The sequence below is a fragment of the Streptomyces sp. SM1 genome, from assembly GCF_002910825.1.
Lineage (GTDB): Bacteria > Actinomycetota > Actinomycetes > Streptomycetales > Streptomycetaceae > Streptomyces > Streptomyces okerensis.
Window position 1 is genome coordinate 44,011 of the sequence record NZ_NEUB01000834.1, and the last position, 12,531, is coordinate 56,541.

At 67.1% G+C, this 12,531-nt stretch carries 10 protein-coding genes and 1 pseudogene; 4 read left to right on the top strand and 7 right to left on the bottom strand.

Features of this window, described 5'->3' with window-relative positions; all coding sequences use genetic code 11:
- Nucleotides 1-99: 99 nt before the first annotated feature.
- Entirely contained in the window at nt 100-858 is a 759-nt protein-coding gene (locus B9S61_RS26790; RefSeq protein ID WP_103544542.1) for a hypothetical protein, read from the bottom strand.
- A 68-nt stretch (nt 859-926) separates the two neighbouring features.
- Nucleotides 927-1,481 carry a hypothetical protein gene (locus tag B9S61_RS26795; RefSeq protein WP_103544543.1) on the bottom strand — a complete coding sequence of 185 codons (555 nt, stop codon included), beginning with the start codon at nt 1,479-1,481 and terminating at the stop codon, nt 927-929.
- Nucleotides 1,482-2,057: 576 nt separating this feature from the next.
- Between B9S61_RS26795 and B9S61_RS26805 the strand changes: the two genes are divergently transcribed.
- Nucleotides 2,058-2,866, top strand: a protein-coding gene (locus tag B9S61_RS26805) for an IS5 family transposase (protein WP_374936246.1) whose coding sequence is annotated in 2 segments (ribosomal slippage) — nt 2,058-2,400 and nt 2,400-2,866 — 810 coding nt in all. Because the reading frame shifts where the segments join, the coding sequence is not laid out codon by codon here.
- A gap of 13 nt (nt 2,867-2,879) precedes the next feature.
- Here the strand turns inward: B9S61_RS26805 and B9S61_RS26810 are convergent.
- From B9S61_RS26810 to B9S61_RS26825, 4 genes are all read right to left on the bottom strand, one after another.
- Nucleotides 2,880-5,957 (bottom strand): type I restriction endonuclease subunit R, encoded by a 3,078-nt coding sequence (locus B9S61_RS26810; RefSeq protein WP_103544546.1) that lies wholly within the window; start codon nt 5,955-5,957, stop codon nt 2,880-2,882.
- Between the two features lie 3 nt (nt 5,958-5,960).
- Entirely contained in the window at nt 5,961-7,157 is a 1,197-nt protein-coding gene (locus B9S61_RS40430) for a restriction endonuclease subunit S (RefSeq protein WP_146064953.1), read from the bottom strand.
- Complete coding sequence (locus B9S61_RS26820) at nt 7,157-8,719, bottom strand: type I restriction-modification system subunit M (RefSeq protein WP_258039865.1); 1,563 nt, start codon at nt 8,717-8,719, stop codon at nt 7,157-7,159. Before B9S61_RS26820 ends, B9S61_RS40430 begins: the two co-directional genes overlap by 1 nt.
- A 68-nt stretch (nt 8,720-8,787) precedes the next feature.
- Nucleotides 8,788-10,431, bottom strand: coding sequence for a serine hydrolase domain-containing protein (locus B9S61_RS26825; RefSeq protein ID WP_103544547.1), 1,644 nt, complete (start codon nt 10,429-10,431; stop codon nt 8,788-8,790).
- 69 nt (nt 10,432-10,500) lie between these two features.
- Between B9S61_RS26825 and B9S61_RS43550 the strand changes: the two are divergent.
- Together B9S61_RS43550 and B9S61_RS43555 are read left to right on the top strand one after the other, a co-directional pair.
- Nucleotides 10,501-10,983, top strand: a pseudogene (locus B9S61_RS43550) (acetyl-CoA carboxylase biotin carboxylase subunit family protein); the annotation flags it as partial.
- A gap of 98 nt (nt 10,984-11,081) precedes the next feature.
- A complete protein-coding gene (locus B9S61_RS43555; RefSeq protein WP_181007543.1) occupies nt 11,082-11,444 on the top strand; it encodes a hypothetical protein in 363 nt (120 codons plus the stop codon).
- On the opposite strand, the gene B9S61_RS41085 is transcribed toward B9S61_RS43555, so the two are convergent.
- The gene (locus B9S61_RS41085; RefSeq protein WP_181007544.1) at nt 11,405-11,704 is read right to left on the bottom strand and encodes a hypothetical protein; all 300 of its coding nucleotides are present in this window, start codon (nt 11,702-11,704) and stop codon (nt 11,405-11,407) included. The two genes, B9S61_RS43555 and B9S61_RS41085, sit on opposite strands and share 40 nt — an antisense overlap.
- A gap of 78 nt (nt 11,705-11,782) precedes the next feature.
- Here B9S61_RS41085 and B9S61_RS26835 point away from each other — a divergent pair.
- A partial coding sequence (locus B9S61_RS26835) for an IS982 family transposase (RefSeq protein ID WP_103543553.1) occupies nt 11,783-12,531 on the top strand: 749 nt, incomplete at its 3' end.

Genomic DNA, 12,531 nt, shown 5'->3' on the forward strand with positions numbered 1-12,531 from the left:
GGCCGGCGAGCGGGGAGCCGGTCTGCGAGGTCTGCCATCGCCCGCTCGCCGAGCCCCTGGTGCGCTACGGGCGGCACATCCTGTGCTGATGAAAGCCGGTCAGCTCTGCTCGCGCTCCTCATTCACCAGCTCGTCGCACAGCTTCGTCAGCTCCCACGCGTGCTTCTGGAGCGCCTCCATGACCTTGACCAGCTTCTTCTCCCGCTTCGCACCGGACGCCGTGCCGTCCCGGTCGACGACGATCTCGCCAATGAAGTGCGAGAGGTGGTTCAGCACAGGGGCGGTCAGGCGGAGCTGGCTGATCGCATCGAGGTCCCGCCCGGCCACCGGCCCGGATTTCGTCGGGTAGCCGTTGGGCCGCCGCTCCGTCGTCCGGGTCTGGGTCAGCCGCAGCGAGGCGGCCACCAGCCGGGCCATCTGGACACTCTGCGGCCCCACCACCGAGGCCTCGGCATCGACCGGTCCGGGCGGGGCGTCCCCGGGGAAGCCCACGACACTCGCCCCGAGCAGCTTCAGGATCTCCTCGGTGCACCGCTTGGGCCGGGCGATGCCCTTCTCATCCAGCGGCAGCATGTCGAAGGTGTCGCGCTCGAATGCGCTCATCGTGTACGGCGTGAAGTGGCGTACGACGGTCACAGGGGGGCCGAACTCCCGCACACAGGCCCGCACCAGGCTCTCCGCCACGTTGATCAGACCCGCACCCAGCTGAAGGTCGGTGGCGATCACCAGATGCCCGCCGTCGTTCGTCGGCCACACCCGCAGCCGCACGTGGGTACGGTGGCCGTTGATGTCCGGGAAGTGCCAGGAGTGATCATCACGGATGGGGGACAGCCGCGTCGGGGTGGGCAGGTCGGGCACCAGCGGTCCTCTCGTCGTAGAGCAGGCAGACGCCCCCACCAGGCAACGTTCGCCCTGTTGTGAGGCGCTCAGTCGATCGGCAGTCCCAAGGCCCTGAGCGTCCCCGGGGAGACGTCCGCGCCGTCGAGGGCGTTGACGAGGCGGAGTGCCAGTTCCGCGATCACCAGGTCCTGCGGAACGTCGGGGACCGGTTCGCCGATGTCCCGCAAGAATGCAGCGACCCGGTCCCAGGAGTAGAGCACCGTCCCTTCACCGGATTCGGGTTCGGGGAAGCCCTGGTCCTGGGACAGCTGAGCCAGCGGCTGCGCGCCGTGTCCGCTGCGCTGAGCGGCTTCGTCGAGTGTCACGGTGTCGGGCAGGGTGACGCCGACGGCGTGGAGCCCATCGATGAGCCGGATGCGCTGTACGGCTTGGGCAACAGCGTCCAGGAGGGTCGGAGCCTCGATATCGCAGGCCAGCTCCCGCAGCATGGCTGAGTCCGCGCACTGCGGGTGAGCGTCAGGATCTTCTGGGGCGAGCGTGTAAGAGATCGCCCCGTCCGCGAGGGCATCGCAGTGATCGAACGCGTCAGCCTGCTCACGGGTGAGCGGCTGCTTGAGAAGAATGCTGAAACTCCACTCCATTTCGTACCTCCCTAGTGCGTGTGGGCTTTGACGAAGCGGTCGATTTTCTTCGCCTCGTTACCGGGGTTCTTGGGCGTGCCGGAGACAGCAAGGCGCGCTCCGCACGAGCAGCAGACGACCCATCCCCATCGGTGGCCATTCTTGTCTGGCACGACTGTGCAGCCGGCCCGCTTGGCGCGGTCAAGCGCACTTGCAACATCCGCGTTTTGGTGCCGTCCTTTGGAAACCACGCGCTGACCGTACCGGTGATCCTGCTCATGCCAGCGGGATCAGGTCACAGTCACGCCAGAGAAGAGAAGTTGCCCGCTGCAGTCCTGCAGACCGGGCGGGTGGTCGCTATCCGGACGGCGCGTTGGGCCTCGGGGTGCCGCGGTCGGGTCACGTGACAGTGATGCCGGTGCTGGTGCCACCTCCTGCCCTGCTGTAGGTCCCCCTCATTCGTGTGTTACTGCTGGCGGCCCGCGCCTGGCTGCTGCCTTCCAGCCGCCGCGACGAGGCCCGGCAACCGCCACAGGTTGCCGAGCTTCCGTGCCTTAGACGCCGTTTCTGATGGCGTGATCGTTCGTTGAGCAGTGCATGACGGATCTGGTTAAGCGGTTGGTGCCGGATGAGTTGTGGGCGCTGTTCCGGCGGGTGGTCCCGCCGACGGAGGTCATACGTCCGCAGGGTGGCGGCAAACGGAGGGCCGGTGACCGCGAATGCCTGGCAGCGATCATCTTCGTGGCCACCTCGGGCTGCACCTGGCGGCAGCTGCCGCCGGTGTTCGGGCCGGCCTGGCCCACCGTTTACCGGCGCTTCGCCCAGTGGAGCCAGGCCAGGGTGTGGGCCAGGCTCCACCGGGTCGTCCTCGACGAACTCGGTGCGCGGGGCGAGCTGGACTGGTCGCGGTGCGCGATCGATTCGGTCAGCGTCCGGGCGGCAAAAGGGGGCCTCTGGCCGGACCGAATCCGACCGACCGTGGCAAGAGCGGATCGAAAATCCACCTCATCACCGACCGGAACGGCGTGCCGCTGTCGCTGGGCATCTCCGGCGCGAACATGCACGACAGCCTTGGCCTGCAGCCGCTCGTGCGCGGGATTCCGCCCATCCGCTCCCGCCGCGGACCGCGCCGCCGGCGTCCTGCCAAGCTCCACGCCGACAAGGGCTACGACTACGACCACCTGCGGAAATGGCTTCGCGAGCGTCGCATCCGCCACCGCATCGCCCGCAAGGGCATCGAGTCTTCCACCCGACTGGGCCGACACCGCTGGGTCGTCGAAAGAACGGTCTCCTGGCTGGCCGGCTGCCGAAGGCTGCACCGCCGCTACGAGAGAAAGGCCGAACACTTCCTCGCCTTCGTCGGCATCGCCGCAGCCCTCATCGCCCACCGCCGACTCACCAAGTGAAACAACGTCTTAGTCAGTCAACGAGGTAGTGGGCTTCGATGTAGGCGACGGTGGAGTCATACGGCTCCCCCACCGGCTTCAGCATGTACCGGCGGAAGACCGCGGCGGTGGCACGACGGGCGCCTCGGTTGCGGGCGTCGGCGTTGTCCCATGACCGGGCGAGTGTGCGGGTGACCACCTGGTCGATCTCCTCGGCCAGGTTCCGCTCCGTGACGGTAAGGCCGGACGGTGCGTGGTCGTGGATGATCCGCGACAGGACGCCCACGTGGTCGTTGTCCAGCACAACGACAGCTTCATCGGGGTGCTTCTCGGCGTCCACGATGGCGCGGGCGACACGGAGAGCCTCAGACAGGAAGTCCAGTGCATCTTGGGAGTTCTGGATGATCCGGTCCCGCAGCTGCCTGATCCGCTCCGCCAGAGCGGTGTACTTCGCCGACCCCGGTTCGACGCCCCTTTCGAGGGCGGCCTTGATCTGGTCCAGGATCTCTGCCGCGGACGGGGGCGCCTCGTCCGAGCCGTCGTCCTTGTCGGGCTTGGGGCGGACGAGGGCCAGCAGCTCCTTGAGGATGGAGATGCCCTGGGCGTCCAGGACGAGGGCTTCCTCCTGGGAGGCGGCCACAGAGAAGGAGTGCACGTGAGCGTTGATTATCTCCAGGACCATGGGCCCTAGTTCGCCTAGCCGTTCCTTCCTTTCCTCGTCGGAGGACTTCTTGAACAGGGTCGTGTACACGGATCCGAACAGCCCGAAGCCATCTCGGTACTTGGCGACCCGCTTGTCGGTGTTGATGAGCGGGTACAGGCGGGCCAGGAGCCGGTAGTCCTTGGTGAACACCTCGGCCGCGCCGGGGCTGGCGTCCAGGAAGATGTTGATGGCTCGCACAGACTCGTATCCGTGGACGGTGAGGTCCAGACCGTCCACGTCGGCGAGGAGGTCTTCGATGCGGGCGAAGGTGGTGCGGAACTCGGCGACCAGCTCGGTCAGGTCGGTGACAAACCCGCCGCCCTTGGCGGCTCCCTTTGCGGTGGGGTCGACGACGGCTCGCTGGACCTCTTCGGCCAGGCCGATGTAGTCCACGACCACGCCATCGGTCTTCACGAACCCGGTCGGGGACACCCAGGTGCGGTTCGGGCGGGTGATCGTCTGGAACAGGTTGTGGGCCTTCAGTGGCTTGTCCAGGTAGAGGACGCCTTCGTTGGGGGCGTCGAACCCGGTCATCAGCTTCGCGGTCACCACCAGGAAGCACAGCGGATCGTCCGGGGTGAGAAACCGCCGCTTCTGCTTCTCCTCGTCGACCTCCGAGAGCTGGTACGGCCGCATGGCGGTGTCTTCGTCCTTGGAATCCTTGACGTGGATGTTCACCTCGGCGGTGATCCGCTCGTGCTTCCCGACCTCGGCGAGCACCTGTGACGCCTCGAACCCGGCCAGCAGCTCGTTGATCTTGTCCGTGTACGCCACGGCCAGCTCACGGTTGTAGGCGACGACCTGGGCCTTGAGGCCGTTGCGGTAGGCGCTGGCCAGGTAGTGGTCCACGATGTCCTGGCAGACCGTGTGGATGCGGTTGGGGTTGGCGAACACCGAGGTGAGACGCCCGAACTTGCGGGACAGGGCCTCGCGGTCGGGGTCGTCGAGGTCGAATTCATCGGCGAACTGGTCGAACTCGGCCTGCAGCGCCTGGTCGTTTATCTCGAAGGTGACCGGGTGCGGGTCCAATATGACCGGGACGGTCGCCTCGTCCAGCAGAGACCGGGACACCGAGTACCGGTGCAGCACCCTGTCCGGGTCTCTCTCCTCGCCGAAGAGTGCGAAGGTGTCGGTGGCGAGGTTCCTGACGGGGGTGCCGGTCATGCCGAAGAACTTCGCGTGCGGCAACGCTGCGCGCATCTGCCCGGCCAGGGACTTCGACTTGGCGGACTGAGTGCGGTGCGCCTCGTCAACCAGCACGATGATGTTGCCCCGGGGCGACAGGTTCTTGCCGGCGTCGGCGAATTTATGGACGGTCGTGGAGATGACGCCGCGCACGTCATCGGCCAGCAGGGAGCGCAGTTGCTGGCTGGTGGCGGGCTTGCGGAAGTAGGCGTCCCCCATCGCGGAGGTGAACACCCCTGAGGTCTGTCGGACGAGGTCGGTCCGGTCCGAGAGCAGGATGATGGTGGGCGACTCGGTGCGGGTGTCGGTCAGCAGCAGCGCGGCGGCGAACACCATCAGCAGTGTCTTCCCGGACCCCTGGTGATGCCAGATCAGGCCCTTCGACCCGCCCTCCAGGACCCGCTCGTGGATCAGGTGCGCGGCCTCCATCTGCGGGTAGCGGGGCAGGTACTTCATGTCCGCCCCATCCCCGGAGGTGTCGAAGAGGGCGAAGTTGGCGAGCATGTCCAGGATCGTGGCCGGGTTTAGCAGCAGCTCGACGGAGCGCCGCACGTCGGCCTGCCCGGACAGGTTCTCGTCGTCGGCGGTGGACCGGAACGGCTGCCACAGGTTCACGGGCGCGCCAGCGGCACCGAAGCGCAGCTTCAGCCCGTCGGAGGCGACGGCGAAGACGTTGGGGGTGAAGAACCACGGGTATTCGGTGGCGTACACGTCGTTGATCTCGCGCGCCGCGTCCGCCCAACCGGACTTCGCGGTCGGCGACTTCACCTCCACCACGACCAGGGGCAGGCCGTTAACCCAGTACACGAGGTCGAACCGGCGGGAGGTCTTGCCAGGGACGGTGATGGTCACCTCGTCCGACACAACCAGCGTGTTGGCGGCCGGGCGCTCGAAGTCGATGACCTTCAGGGCGTGCCACACGCCGTCGGCGTCCCGGAACTCCTTGTGCCCGCGCAGCAGGTTCACCACCAGCTCGTTGGCCCGCACCAGCCCGCCTTCGACGGCATTGACCGTGGCGACGATCTCCTCGACAACCGCGTCCACGTCGAACCCGGCGATCACCCCGGGGTTTAACCGGACCATGGCGTCCCGCAGCTGGCTGGCGATCACCGTCTGCGTCATCTCACGCCGCAACGATCTGCCCGCGGTGAAGCCCCAGCCCATCGGGAGAGACCACTGGATCATCAGGTTCTGGAACTCCCGCTCGCGAATGCCCTTCGCCACGGCTCAGACCTCCAACTCGGCGGACTCAATATCGATAGTGCGGTCCAGCAGACCCGACAGCAGCCTCGCCCGGACTTTACGGAGACGGGCGGCCTCTGCGCGGATCGCAGCGACCTGCCCCTCGATTGCGTCTAGGGCGTCCGCTGCCTGCTCCTGCTCAGGCCGGGACGGGATGGGAAGCATCAACGACAGAAGCTGGTCGGGGTTGAGGCGCTTACGGCGCTGCACGGTCCCGACGACCCGACTCTGCATTTCAGCCCACAATCGAGGTGTCCGGCAGACGTGCTTCATCCACGCTGGGGCAACGTCAGCGGAGAGAGTGAAGGTCGGGAACTCGTTGCTCGCCACGAAGCCTTCGAACTCGGCAGGGACCACCGTAATCGGCCCCTCCCAAGCAGTCAGCTTCCGCATTACCACCTGGTTCTCCCGAAGGACGTTCATCGCGGTGTACTCGGTATCAGCCCCGTCGAACGCGTCTTTGTCAACAAGCCCCTTGCCAGCATTGAGCACTCCAGCAAGGTGGTAAGTCGTCCCTGATTCCATTGGGGTCCGCACAACGTCGAGGTGCATCACGTCTCCGAGGGACCGGGACACTGCCTCGTCGCCCTCAGCGGTGCACCAGAGCAGAGGCGCAGCCGCCCGGTACACACCCTCCAGGGCCTCTGCTTCGTCGTCGAGTGCGGCGATCTGGTCGTCGACCGCACTGACAACTTCGACGATCCGCTCTTGCACCCGCTGAGGGGGCACTGGAATCTCGATCAGGCTGAGGCTCGCACCCGAGATCCGCACGACCTTCGTTTCGGATACGTACTTGACCTTCTGTGAATGGAACAGGGATGACGCGAAGAAGTACGAGACGTACGCAGGATCGAATCCGTGACGGAAGATATAGCAGTCATCGTGAACTGCAACGTCGTCGTCGCCCAGCCATGCAACCGCCTTTCCGACGTCATCAACGTTCTCGCTGGTCGCGGCGATGACCAGATCTCCGGGGTGAGCAAGGCGCATTCGCGCACGAGAATCTTCGGCCAGGAACGTGAGTGGATCCCTCGCGATAGCCCCAAAGTTAGTGTGAATCTGCGCGTAGTGAATACAGCCGAGCCCAGATTCCACGTAGTCGTTCTTCGTGAAACGACGACCGCGGACCAGTTCTCCAACTTCGGCGAGCGCCTTCTGGGCCCACTCCGACTGCTCACTCATCAAAGCCCTCGATTCCGGCGGACGCGAGGACCGTGAGCATCCGCTGCTCGACCTTCTGGCGTTCGGCGCGAGCAATGTTGTAGGCGTCGATGAGGGTGCCCAGGTCTTCCTGCTCGGCAGCGACATGTTTGATGTACCTGCCGATGTTGAGGTCGTACCCGTTCGCCACGATCTCCGACAGTGGAGCAAATCGTGCGGCCCAGGCCGCCGGGGTCGACCGGATGGCCGTCGGCATCGAAGGTGGAGTGGTAGGCGGTCACCACGTTGGCGATGTCAGCGTCGGTGAGGATATTTCGGTTGGTGGCCTTAGCGAAGCGCGTGGAGGCGTCGATGAACAGCACGCCACCCTGCCGCTCTGGGGCCTTGGTGCCGGGAGCGCGGAAAACCAGGACGCAGGTCGGGATAGTGGTGCTGTAGAAGAGGTTGGGCGGCAGCCCGATGACGGCTTCGAGGAGGTCGTCATCCAGGACACTGCGTCGGATGGCTCCTTCTTCGCCGCCGCGGAAGAGTACCCCGTGGGGTAGAACGACGCCGGCTCGGCCCTTCTTCGGGGCCATGCTGGCGATCATGTGCTGCACGAACGCCCAGTCGGCTGACTTCGCCGGCGCGGTGCCGCCGATGGCGCGGGGGTCGCTGGTCCAGGGCTTCCACTTCAGGCTGTAGGGCGGGTTGGCGAGAATCACATCGAACTGCGCGATGGACCCGTCAGGCTTCTTGAAGCGCGGGTCCTTCAGGGTGTCGCCGACCTCGACTTTGAACTGGGTGAGGTTGTGCATGAAGAGGTTCATGCGGGCCACACCAGCGGTGTCCTGTACGGCCTCCTGTCCATAGAGTTTGAGCGTGTAGCCACGACCGCCGTGGGCCTTCAGGAGGTTCGCGGAGGCGATGAGCATGCCGCCCGATCCGCAGGTTGGGTCGTACACCGACTCGAAGCCCTTGGGGTCCAGGACCTCGACGATCAGCTCGACGACCTCGCGCGGAGTGAAGAACTGGCCGGCGCGGGTGCCGGATCCGTCGGAGAACCGCTTCAGCAGGTACTCGTACGCCCCACCGAGCACGTCGTGGGACATGTTGCCCTCGTGCATCTTCGGGGTGCGATCCATCGTCTGCATGACCGCCGCCAACACCTCGCCCGACAGCACCTCTTCGGAGGTCCAGGTCATGGACCCGAACAGGCGGGAGAACTTGTCAGGGTTGGCCGTCTCGATCGCCTGCAGAGAGGCGCGGACCCGCTGGCCGAGGCCGGGCTGGGTGATGGTGCCGAGGATGGACGACCAGGATGCGCGACGCTCTTGGACGGTTCCGGGGTGGATGAACGGAATCTCGAACGACTGGTAGTCGCGGTACTCGATCTCGCGGGCTTCCTCGGCAGCGAGCCCGTCCAGAAGGTCCTTGTTCTCGGTGAGGAACTCCTGGTGGTGGTGCTCCCAGGTGTCCGACAGGTACTTCCAGAACATCAGCGGGAAGACGACCGAGGAGTACTGCGCTTCGGGCATCGCCACGCGCAGCTCGTCGGCGGCGTCCCACAACCGGTTCTCGATCTCCTGCTGGGTCACTGCCATCAGTCGGGGGTGTCCTTGCTCGTCAAAGGGTGGCGACCCGAAGGGCCGTGGTGTTCCTGCTGGTCACCCTATTTCGGGCGCGCCCCGCATGTACACGCTGGGCGTGTCCTGCCGGCTTGAACACACGCGGGGCGTTCGACACCCGCCTCGATCAGACTGGTCGAAACCAGCCGCACCAGCTCGCCGCCGACAAGCAACTCCTTGGTGCGGTTGCTGGCTTCATGGTGACCTCCAGGCGCGGGCATACCCAATCCCTCACTATAGAAAGCGACTTCCGCGAACAACCTGCAGGTCGCCAACCTACGCGCCGCCACTGACATTGACAGGCCCACACAAACGGGTGAAACAGCTGAGCGGCGCCTGGAGCGCGGCTGCCGTGGTGCTGCGGCCGAGCCGGGACCAGGCTGGGTGACCGGTCGGGTAACGGGGCGCAGGCCGCGTGCGGCGAGCACCTGGTCCGCGTCGGCCAGCTCATCCCGGCTCTGCTGGACCCTGGAGAGCAGGCTTCGTTGGTTGTCGCTGGTAGTGGAGTCCGGGTGCGCGGTCGAGGTCGAGGACGAAGCCGTCTGCTGCTGGCTCTTCGCCGTCTGCTGGGGTGGTGGGGAGTGTGAGGGTGCAGGCGAGTGCGGTGTACGTCGTGGGTCCAGTGCGGGTGAGGCGGTCGCGGGTGCCCCGGTGCCCAGGTAGAGGGAGCCCGCGCTGTACGTAAGGCGGACGGTGCCGGGTACGTCCTGGCAGACGTACGTGCCCAGTGGGGTGTGCGGCGTGTCGCTGTCGGGGCGGTCCACGGGGATGGATTGTGGTGCGGGGCGGTGCTGCAGGGCTCGGGACAGGGTCTCACGTGGGTCGGCTTCGGGGTGACGGCCGAGTTCGGCGAGTGCGGTGGCCGTGACGTGGTCGGCCGCGATGCCGGTGTGGTTGGACAGGCAGATGACGCGGAGTCCTGAGCTTGTGAGGTGGGTGGCGGCGGAGAACCCATGTTCGTGGCCGTAGTGGAAGACGGCGGTGCGGTCGGTGCGCGGGTCGGCGTACAGGCCGGCGCCGTACGTGAACGGATGGTGATCGCTGGGGCGGTAGCTGAGGTGCTGCTCGAACGGGAGGGTGGCGATGGCGGGTTGCCATGCGTGCCAGAGGTGGTCGAGCCAGCGGTCGAGGTCGGAGGCGGTGCACCAGAGGGAGCCGGGGCCGGGCAGCGTGACCGGGCGCTGCTGGTGGAGCAGCCAGCCGGACATGGTCGGCTGGTAGCTGGCGGCGGCACCAGGGATGACCTCGCGCGGATCGGTCTTGAAGCGGGTGGAGGCCATGCCGAGCGGGGTGAAGACCTGCTGGTCGGCGATCTCGTGGAGACCGGTTCCGTGGACGTGCTTGAGGATTTCGCTGAGCAGGAGGTAGCCGGTGTTGCTGTAGAGGAAGCGGCCGGGTTCGACGGCGCGGTGCTGTTGGCGGCAGGCCAGTTGCAGCAGGTCGTCGGCGGTGTAGTGGTCGAGGTCGCGGAAGCCGGCGAGGGAGAGCAGGGATTCGGCGTCGCGGATGCCGCCGCGATGCTGGATCAGTTCGCTGACGGTCACGCCGGGGATGCGGAAGCGCGGCAGGATGTCGCTGACCGGCCGATTCAGGTCGAGGAGGTGGTCGCGAGCGCCGCGTACGCCCGCCGCCATCGTGTCGGCGCGGTGCTGACCGTCAACGAGTACCTGACCGAGCTCGCCGCGCATCTCTGCGCCGAGCTGGGGGTGCCCGGCAACGAGCCGGGCCGGGCACGGGCGACCCGGGACAAGGCCGTCATGAGCGAGGCGTTCGTGGCGGCCGGGGTGCGCACCCCGTACACCGTTCTCGTCCGCGACTATGCCGGTCTGCGGGCCGCCCTGGCGGACCCGAGGCTCGGTTTCCCATGCGTGCTCAAGCCTCTGTCCGGGGCAGGCTCCGCAGGCGTCACGGTGGTGAGCGGCCCAGCCGGTGCGGCCGAGGCCACCCGCGTCGCCCGCGAGGCGGTCGGCATGTACGGAAGCGGCGGCGACCCGGGCGTCCTGGTCCAGGCGTTCGCCGTCGGGGCGGAGTACAGCGTCGAGTCCCTCACCCAGGACGGCACCACGACGCATCTTGCCGTGCCCCGGAAGCAGGTGACCGGCGGCGCTAAGAGGGTCGAGACGGGGCACAGCCTGCCTGTCTCCCTGCCCCCGGCCGTAGTGGCGGCCGTGTACCGGGAGGGGGAGGCGGCCATCCGGGCGGCCGGTATCCGGCACGGGGCCTCGCACACCGAGGTCATCGTCGGCGGGGACGGGCGGTGCACGGTCATCGAGGTCGGCGCCCGCCTCGCCGCCGGACACATCGGAGTCCTGATCCAACACGCCCTGGGCATCGACGTGTGGGCGGCGCTGCTCGATGTCGCCCTCGGCCGGCCTGCCGCGCTCGCCCCCGCCGCCTGCGGATACGCGACCGTGCGGTTCGTGATCAGCCCGCGCGCCGGGCGGCTGGCCTCCGTCACGGGTTTCCGAAGACGGGGCCGGGTGTCCCGTTCGTCCGCTGGCGGGCAGCGATCGGCGGCCTCGTCCACGAGCCGGGCGCCAACGGCCACCGGCTGGGGGCGTTCGTGGTCACCGGCCCAGAGGCCGCCGAGGTCGAGGAGCGGGCCGACGCACTCCTGCGGCGGGTCCGCATCCACGTCGAACCAGCCCCAGAGAACCCCGGTCAGGTCAGGCCGGAGAGCACCTCGGCCATTGCGCCGTAGCTCTCGCGGACCGCGTCCGCCTTGCCCAGCCGGTGGCGTTCGAGTCGGATCGCGCCCAAGTGCCGGGCCTCGTAGACCCGCGCCCGCCACACCGCTGCGGGCGAGCGGTCCAGCGCACCGTAGGGCTCCCAGAACACCATCCGCTCATCGTCCTTGGCCGTAGCCATGCGGATGGTCCAGTCAGCGGCCGGGTCACCAAATGAGGTGCGGTCGAAGTCCATGACGCCGGTGATCACCGGCTCGGGCGCTGCCGAGCCCAACAGGGCGTTGATCGTCCTTCACTAGACGAGTCTTTCCAAATGCCTGCGGGCACGAAGAGAGGGTGCTCATGATCGTTTGTGACGACGAACTTGAACACCCTCGTGACCGCACTGTACGTGAAGATCGACGACGACTTGGCGGGTATCGTGCGGCTGCCGGGCCGGCCACCGAAACTCAGTCACTCGGAGTTGCTGTGCCTGGCGGTCATGCAGGCGATGCTCGGCTTCCACTGCGAGGCCCGCTGGCTGCGGTACGTCCGCGCACACCTCCAGGACATGTTTCCCTTCGTCCCGCAGGATGCCGGCTACAACAAGCGGCTGCGTGCCGCGCTGCCGCAGATCAAACGCGTGATACGGGTGCTCGCCAAGGACACCGACTTCTGGCACGACACGGTGTGGATCACGGACTCGACCCCGGTGCCGTGCGGGATGTCCCGCCCCACGGTCAAGCGCTCGGAGCTGGCGGGCTGGGCCAACTACGGCTACTGCGCGTCGCATTCGCGGTTCTTCTGGGGGCTGCGGCTGTACCTGGTGTGCACCCCGGCCGGGATGCCGATCCTGTGGGCGCTGGCCGATCCGAAGCTCGGCGAGCGCGAGGTGCTGGCCGCGATGCTGGAGGTCGATGCCGAGCTGGTGCGCGTGCGGCCGGGCCTGCTGCTGATCAGCGACAAGGGCTTCGCGTCGAAGACCTTCGAGCGGTCACTGTCCGTACAGGGCATCACGCTGCTGCGGCCGTCGAGGAAGAGGGAGATCCTGCGGCCCGGCGAGCCGATGCTCAAGAAGGTCCGCCAGCTGATCGAGTCGGTCAACGACACCCTCAAGGGCCA

Excerpts from the sequence above, each read along its gene's own strand:
- B9S61_RS26795 (WP_103544543.1), bottom strand. The coding sequence starts at position 1,481 with ATGGAGTGGAGTTTCAGCATTCTTCTCAAGCAGCCGCTCACCCGTGAG.
- B9S61_RS40430 (WP_146064953.1), bottom strand. The coding sequence starts at position 7,157 with ATGAGTGAGCAGTCGGAGTGGGCCCAGAAGGCGCTCGCCGAAGTTGGA.
- B9S61_RS26820 (WP_258039865.1), bottom strand. The coding sequence starts at position 8,719 with ATGGCAGTGACCCAGCAGGAGATCGAGAACCGGTTGTGGGACGCCGCC.
- B9S61_RS26825 (WP_103544547.1), bottom strand. The coding sequence starts at position 10,431 with ATGCGCGGCGAGCTCGGTCAGGTACTCGTTGACGGTCAGCACCGCGCC.